Below are 7,833 nucleotides of genomic sequence, written 5' to 3' on the forward strand. Positions count from 1 at the left end.
CGATCTTCGTGCCCGAGCCGATCGTGGACCTCCCGGTGCCGTAGTAGCGGTACAGGTCGCCGGTGGCCGTACGGGCCACCAGGTCGGCGACCCGGTCGCCGTTGAGGTCGCCGGCGCCGACGATGGTCAGGGACTTCCAGCCGCTGCCGATCTTGCCGACGCGGGTGAGCCCGGCGGACGCCGTCCCCGCGTACAGGTACAGATCGCCGGTGAGAACCTGGCGGGCCACCAGGTCCGGCCGCCCGTCGCCGGTGAAGTCGCCCGAGTACGTCAGGCCGTCGTACGCTGACCAGCCCGAGCCGAGCGACTTCGACCAGGCCTGCGGCGTGACCGCCCGGCCGCGCTCCGGCGCGTACAGGCGCAGGATGCCGTCCGATCCGGCGACGAGCGTGTCGTTCGCCCCGTCGCCGTCGAGGTCGCCGAAGGGGACCTGCGTCGAGCCGACCGGCCACCTGCCGGCGTCCGCCGGCGCGGAGACCGTCCCGCCCGCGTTGCCCCGGTAGACCAGGAGCGAGCCGTCGGACCGCTGCGCGTACACGTCCGGGAAGCCGTCCTCGCCGACGTAGTCGCGGTGCTTCGCGAGCGGACCCGCCTTCGCGCCGGCGGTGGCCGTCGACATCACCCGGTTGATCTCGTAGGAGTCGCTCGTCCACCCGAGACTCTCGTCCCACACGGCGACCGCCTGGCCGTCCGACCCGGCGGCGACGGAGCCCTGCGCGTGGAGGTACGCCGGGCCCGCCTTCGTGGGCTTGCCCCAGACGCCGTCCGAGCGCGTGACGGCGAACAGCTCGCCGTCGAGCGTGGTCCACGCGGCGGCGAGGGTGCCGTCGCGGCCGGCGCTCGGGGTCCAGAGCTTGAACACGTTGTTGTTCTCGGCGAGCGACCGGGGCTGCGACCACGTGCCGTCCACGGCGCGGGTGGCCGTCCGCAGCGTCTGGTGGCCGGCCCACAGCGCCGTCACCCGGCCGTCGGCCTCCAGCCGCGGGATGGAGGTGTGGAAGCGGTCCGCGTCGGCCGGGAGGTACTCGGTCGGGCCCCACTTCGTGGAGCCCGCGGGACGGTAGACGAGGCTGCGGTTGTCGTAGGACTCCCACCAGGTGATCAGGGTCGCGCCGTTCGCGGACGACTGAACGGTGAGTTCGCCGTCGCCCACGTACGAACTGGCGGTCTTGATGATCTCCGGGCCGCTCCACTCGGCCGAGCCCGCCGCACGGGTCGACACCCGGAGCAGGTCCGGGCCGGAGAGGGCGGCCTGCCAGGCGACCGTCACGGAGCCGTCGGCCGCAGCCGCCGCCTTGAACTCGTAGGGGTATCCGGAGCTGATCATGACGGCCTCCGACCACGTCCCGCCGGGAGCGGTCAGATCGGCGGCGTATGTCCCCCGGTCGGCTTCGGTCTCGCCCGGAGTCGGGTCACCGCTCCACACGGCGGTGAGCCGGCTGCCGGGGCCGCTCACCAGGATGAGCTCGTACGCGTGGGGCGCCGCCGTGACGCGCGCGGGGGCAGTCCACGCGGCGGCCCCGGGGCGGAGCGTCGACGTCTGGTGCGAGGCGGAGTTCTCGCCGTCGTAGCGGTTCCAGGCGATCGTGACGGAACCGTCCTCCCCGGAGACCAGGTGCGCGCCGCGCACTCGCGTCTGGTCGGCGGCGATGCGGACCGGCGCGCCCCACTGCGCGGCGCCCGCCGGTCGCGTGGCGCCCCACAACTCCTGCGTCTCGCTGCCGGTGCCCTTGGTCCACGCGGTGACGGCCGTGCCGTCCGCCGTGACCACCACGCCGGCGCTGGTGTTCCGCTCCTCGGTCAACGGTGTGGGCGCGTCCCACATGCGGTCGGCCGCCGCGGCGGGCGTGGCCGTCACCACGGTGGCGGCGAGCCCCGCGCCGACGACCCCCAGCGTCAGCGTGAGGGTGGGCAGCAGCGCCGCGCCGATGATCGTGTTTCTGGTCCTGCGCATGATGAGAGACCCCCTGCTGGTCGCGCTCGGGCAGGGCAGGGAGGCGGGTGCGCGCCCGCGCGCACCCGTCCCGTGACGTATGAAGTCGGTGGCCCCCCGGCCTCTTCCCCCCATGCCCCGAAGATCGCCATCGAGCGTAACAGGGGCGCGCGGACTGCTCGAATGAGTTGTCGGGGTGTCCCTCACGCCCCCAGGAACACCGGGTTCGTGAACGCCGCCATCGCGCCCGGCAGCGGCGGCAGCGTCGCCGGGTGGCGGACCTCGGCGCGGACGTACGTCGCGTACGCGCTCGTCGTGCGCCACTCGACCGTGCCCACGCCCTCCGCCGGCAGCGTCGCCGTGTGCAGCGTCCCCTGGTCGGTGACCAGCCGGGCCGTGCGACCCGGCGCGCCGCTCACCGTCAGACGGACCGTCACCGGCTCGTCCGGCGCGGTGTGCAGGCGCTCGCCGAGGCCCGCCGTGCGGCCCCGGCCGTCCGTGACCGTCAGCTCCAGGGAGACCGCCGAGGACTCGGCGACGTACGAGCGGCCCGCGCGCAGGCCCTCCAGGATCGCCTCGCGCGTCAGGTCGTCGGCGAGCACCACCGTCTGCGGCGTGCCCACCGCGTCCGGGTCGCGGTGCGCGTCGCTGTTGCCCATCGCCGGGGTCCACCGGCCCTGCGCGAGGGCCGCGTCCCAGGCCTGGAGCGACACCTCGTCGTCGGGGGTCCACGGGCCGTTCCACACCTCGACCGCGTCCGCCTCGCCGAAGCCGAACTTCCAGTTGCAGCCGATGCACGTGGCGTGCGGATGCGCCGGGACGACCAGGCCGCCCGCACGACGGATCTCCCGGGCGAAGCGGCCGAAGCGGTTCTCCCGGGCCCGGTAGCGCCAGTCGACGAAGGTCCCCGGGTCGGTGCCGAGGGCCAGTACGTGGCCGTTGCGGGTGGTGACCTCCTCGCCGAGCAGGATCAGCAGGTCGTCCCCGGCGAGCTCGGCCCACGCGCCGTGCCCGGCGTGCGTGTTGTGCTCGGTGGTGGTGAGGAAGTCGAGGCCTGCGGTGCGCGCGAGGGCGGCGACCTCGGCGGGCGTGCGCCGCCCGTCGGAGTACACGGTGTGCAGATGGCAGTCGCCCCGGTACCAGGCCCGGCCCCGCCCCTTCGCCCGCTCCGGCGGATACGCCGGCCGCCGCGCGGGCGCGGCCGCGCCGAACCGGAGCGTGATCGTCACGCTGTACGTGAGTCCCTGCGGCGCGACCGTGTACGGGCCGAGCGCCACGAACCAGGTCCCGGCCCGGATCGGCCCGGCCACGTATCCGGGCGTGGCGTCGTCGGCGCGCACGAAGAACTCCTTGCGCGCGCCGCCCGACCAGCCCCGGAAGCCCTTGCCGCCGAGCTCGGCGCCGCGCTCGTCGAAGAGGCCGATGTCGAGGGCGTTGCCCTGCGTGCCGGCGGGCACGGCGGGCCGCTCGTACACGTACGAGACATGGATCTCGCGCACCCCCTTCGGCACCTCGAAGGGCAGATGGACGAAGTCGGGGGAGCCGGGCGGCAGCGTGCCCCGGACCGTCTCGGTCCGGTCGCCGTCGGGGGTGTCGGCCTCGGCGAAGCTCACGCTCCCCAAGGTAAGGGCGGAGGCCACGCCCGTCGTCAGGAGCGTTCGTCTGGTGGGTTCGCTCATGACCAGAACTGTCGTACGAAGCCGTGAACACGGGAACAACGCGGGACGCCCTTGTGTCGCACCTCTCGGAAATCCACGCGGCACGCCCTACGTTGCGCCTATGCGGATCTCGACCACGATCTTCCTGACCGACGAGACCATCACGCCCGTCCGCCTCGCGCGCGAGCTGGAACAGCGCGGCTTCGCCGGGCTCTATCTGCCCGAGCACACCCACATCCCCATCGAGCGGACCACCCCCTATCCGGCGGCGGGCGCCGAACTGCCCCCGGAGTACGGCCGCACCCTCGACCCCCTCGTCGCCCTCGGCCAGGCCGCGGCGGTCACCGAGCGGCTCGGGCTCGGCACGGGCGTCACGCTGATCGCCGAGCACGACCCGATCGGCCTGGCCAAGCAGATCGCCACCCTCGACCACCTCTCCGGCGGCCGCTTCACCCTCGGCATCGGCTTCGGATGGAACAAGGAGGAGGCGGCCGACCACGGTGTGGAGTGGGCGACGCGGCGCGAACTCGGCCGGGAGCGGATGGCGCTGATGCGGGCGCTGTGGGCCGATGAACCGACCGCGTACGAGGGGGAGTTCGGGGTGTCGGTACGCGCCTCGTACGCGTACCCCAAGCCGGCGGGCGGCGCGCCGCGCACGCTGCTCGGCGGCGCGGCGGGCCCCAAGCTCTTCGCGCAGATCGCCGAGTACGCCGACGGCTGGATGCCGATCGGCGGCCGCGGCCTGACGCAGTCGATGCCGGTGCTGCGGGAGGCGTGGGAGAAGGCGGGGCGCGACCCGGACGCCCTGGAGGTCGTCCCGTACGCGGTCCTGCCCAACCCGGGCAAGCTCGCCCACTACGCGGAGCTCGGCTGCCCCGAGGTCGTCCTCCAGCTTCCGCCGGGGGGCGAGACGGAGGTCCTGGGGGTGCTGGACGAGTTCGCGCGGTACTTGTAGAGCGACCGGAAGTTCTCATGGACGCTCTGTAACCGCTGGACGCCATCGTGGCCGCGACCGCTTGGGCCGCCCATCCGCCGGTCGTCGTGCCGGCCTCCGACCCGGAGGATCTCGAACGGCTCTGCGGGCCGGACATCGCCGTCCTCAAGGTCTGACGAGGCCTCCTGCCCCGACAGTGGTCACTCGTATGCTCGGTCCATGACGGATCAGCAGCCCGGGCAGGCGGAACGGCCCACCGAGAACGCCATGCGCCGTGCCCTCAGGAGGGCCAGGGACGGGGTGGCGCTCGATGTGGCCGAGGCCGCCGTGCTGTTGCAGGCGCGCGGGAGCGACCTGGAGGACCTGACGGCGACCGCCGGCCGCGTGCGCGACGCGGGCCTGGAGGCGGCAGGGCGGCCCGGCGTCATCACGTACTCGAAGAGCGTGTTCATCCCGCTGACCCGGCTGTGCCGGGACAAGTGCCACTACTGCACCTTCGTCACCGTCCCCGGCAAGCTGCGGCGCGCCGGGCACGGGATGTACATGTCGCCGGACGAGGTGCTCGACATCGCCCGCCGCGGCGCCGAACTGGGCTGCAAGGAAGCCCTGATCACGCTCGGCGACAAGCCGGAGGACCGCTGGCCCGAGGCCCGCGAGTGGCTCGACGCGCACGGCTACGACGACACCCTCGCGTACGTGCGCGCCATGGCGATCCGCATCCTGGAGGAGACGGGACTGCTCCCGCACCTCAACCCGGGCGTGCTCTCCTGGACGGACTTCCAGCGGCTCAAGCCCGTCGCGCCGTCCATGGGCATGATGCTGGAGACGACCGCGACCCGGCTGTGGAGCGAGCCCGGCGGCCCGCACCACGGCTCGCCGGACAAGGAGCCCGCGGTGCGGCTGCGGGTCCTGGAGGACGCGGGGCGCTCCTCCGTGCCGTTCACCTCCGGCCTGCTGCTCGGCATCGGGGAGACGTATGAGGAGCGCGCCGAGTCGCTGTTCGCGCTGCGCCGCGTCTCCCGCGCCTACCACGGCGTCCAGGAGCTGATCATCCAGAACTTCCGCGCCAAGCCGGACACGGCGATGCGCGGCATGCCGGACGCGGAGCTGGACGACCTGGTCGCCGCGGTCGCCGTCGCCCGGCTGATCATGGGCCCGTCCGCCTGCCTCCAGGCCCCGCCGAACCTCGTCGACGCCGAGTACGAGCGGCTGATCCGGGCCGGCATCGACGACTGGGGCGGGGTCTCCCCGCTCACCATCGACCATGTGAACCCGGAGCGGCCCTGGCCGCGGATCGAGGAGCTCGCCGAGCGGTCCGCGGCGGCCGGCTTCGAGCTGCGCGAACGGCTCTGCGTCTACCCGGAGTTCGTCACCCGAGGCGAGCCCTGGCTCGACCCGCGGCTGCTGCCGCACGTCCGCGCCCTCGCCGACCCCGAGACGGGCCTCGCGAACCCGGACGCGGTGGTGCGCGGCCTGCCCTGGCAGGAGCCGGACGAGGGGTTCACCGCCGCCGGCCGCACCGACCTGCACCGCACCATCGACACCGAGGGCCGCACGCACGACCGGCGCGACGACTTCGACGAGGTGTACGGCGACTGGGACGCGCTGCGCGAGGCCGCGGCCCCCGGCATGGTCCCGCAGCGCATCGACACCGACGTCCGCGAGGCCCTCGCGGTCGCCGCCGACGACCCGACGCGGCTCACCGACGACCAGGCGCTCGCCCTGCTGCACGCGGACGGCCCCGCGCTCGACGCGCTGACCCGGATCGCCGACGACGTGCGCCGCGCGGCGGTCGGCGACGAGGTCACGTACATCGTGACGCGGAACATCAACTTCACCAACGTCTGCTACACCGGCTGCCGTTTCTGCGCCTTCGCGCAGCGCCGCACCGACGCCGACGCGTACACCCTCTCCCTGGACCAGGTCGCCGACCGGGCCCAGCAGGCCTGGGACGTCGGCGCGGTCGAGGTCTGCATGCAGGGCGGCATCCATCCGGACCTGCCCGGCAGCGCGTACTTCGACATCGCGCGGGCCGTGAAGGAGCGCGTCCCGGGCATGCACGTGCACGCCTTCTCGCCGATGGAGGTCGTCAACGGGGCCTCGCGCACCGGCCTGTCGATCCGCGAGTGGCTGACCGCCGCCAAGGAGGCCGGGCTCGACTCGATCCCCGGCACCGCCGCCGAGATCCTCGACGACGAGGTCCGCTGGGTGCTGACGAAGGGCAAGCTGCCCACCGCCACCTGGATCGAGGTGATCACCACCGCGCACGAGCTCGGCATCCGGTCCAGCTCCACGATGATGTACGGGCACGTGGACCAGCCCCGCCACTGGCTCGGCCACTTCCGCACCCTGTCCCGCATCCAGCAGGAGACCGGTGGCTTCACCGAGTTCGTGACGCTGCCGTTCATCCACACCAACGCGCCCGTCTACCTCGCCGGCATCGCCCGCCCCGGCCCGACGGCCCGCGACAACCGAGCGGTCATCGCCATGGCCCGGCTGCTGCTCCACCCGCACATCCCGAACATCCAGACCAGCTGGGTGAAGCTGGGCGCGGAGGGCGCGGCCGAGATGCTCCGCTCGGGCGCGAACGACCTGGGCGGCACGCTGATGGAGGAGACCATCTCCCGCATGGCGGGCTCCAGTTACGGCTCGTACCGCTCGATCAAGGATCTCGTCGCGATCGCGGAGGCGGCGGGCAGGCCGACGAAGCCGCGCACGACGCTGTACGGGGAGGTCCCGCCCGAGCGCGTGGCAGCGGCCACGGCCTCGGACGGGCACCTGCCCGAACTGCTGCCGCTGGTGGCCGACTAGAACCTGTCGCGGAGGGTGTAGCCGCCCTCGACCACGCGGGCGTCGCTGGCCGGGGCCATGCACGGGGTGAGCATCGGCTTGCCCTTGGCGGTGGCCCCGGACAGGCCGATGCGGCTCTCGCCGTTCGGCAGGACGAGGAAGCTGACGCCCATGCGGAAGTGCGGGTCCAGCACGCCCTTCCAGGGGTGGTAGCCGGGGTTGGTCCGGACGAGGGTCCCGGTCACCGTCGCGGTCGGGCCGCCGGTGCGCAGACAGTCGACCTTGAAGTCGCCCCAGTAGACGATCGGCGGCTTGCCGTCGGGCTGCGGGTAGCTGTGGGACAGCCGGAAGGTCCCCCACGAGCGGGTGGGGATGCTGCCCCGCTCGTAGGTGGAGTGCGCCTTGACGCGGACCCGGACCTCCTCGGCGGTGACCGGGTAGTCCATCCGTCCCTCGCCCTTGAGGGAGGACAGCAGCGGCGCGGTCGCCGACACGGCGGCCGGCGCGGGCGGGTCGGC

5 protein-coding genes are annotated in these 7,833 nt (G+C 73.5%); 2 read left to right on the forward strand and 3 right to left on the reverse strand.

All coding sequences use genetic code 11. From position 1 onward, the window contains the following. Positions 1-1,954, reverse strand: a 1,954-nt coding sequence (locus VIU94_RS40060) for an FG-GAP repeat domain-containing protein (protein ID WP_331919808.1), incomplete at its 3' end; no start/stop codon positions are given. A 182-nt stretch (positions 1,955-2,136) separates the two neighbouring features. Beyond that, the gene (locus VIU94_RS40065; RefSeq protein ID WP_331919810.1) at positions 2,137-3,612 is read right to left on the reverse strand and encodes a CehA/McbA family metallohydrolase; all 1,476 of its coding nucleotides are present in this window, start codon (positions 3,610-3,612) and stop codon (positions 2,137-2,139) included. A 100-nt stretch (positions 3,613-3,712) separates the two neighbouring features. Here VIU94_RS40065 and VIU94_RS40070 point away from each other — a divergent pair, with 100 nt between their 5' ends. Together VIU94_RS40070 and VIU94_RS40075 are read left to right on the forward strand one after the other, a co-directional pair. Further along, a complete protein-coding gene (locus VIU94_RS40070) occupies positions 3,713-4,546 on the forward strand; it encodes an LLM class F420-dependent oxidoreductase (protein WP_331919812.1) in 834 nt (277 codons plus the stop codon). Between the two features lie 198 nt (positions 4,547-4,744). Continuing rightward, on the forward strand, positions 4,745-7,336 hold the full coding sequence (locus VIU94_RS40075) for a bifunctional FO biosynthesis protein CofGH (RefSeq protein ID WP_331919814.1): 2,592 nt from the start codon (positions 4,745-4,747) through the stop codon (positions 7,334-7,336). On the opposite strand, the gene VIU94_RS40080 is transcribed toward VIU94_RS40075, so the two are convergent. Beyond that, a partial coding sequence (locus VIU94_RS40080; RefSeq protein ID WP_331919816.1) for a hypothetical protein occupies positions 7,333-7,833 on the reverse strand: 501 nt, incomplete at its 5' end. The genes VIU94_RS40075 and VIU94_RS40080 overlap by 4 nt on opposite strands.

Origin of the sequence: Streptomyces sp., assembly GCF_036566765.1 — a bacterium.
In the GTDB taxonomy this organism is placed as follows: Bacteria; Actinomycetota; Actinomycetes; order Streptomycetales; family Streptomycetaceae; genus Streptomyces.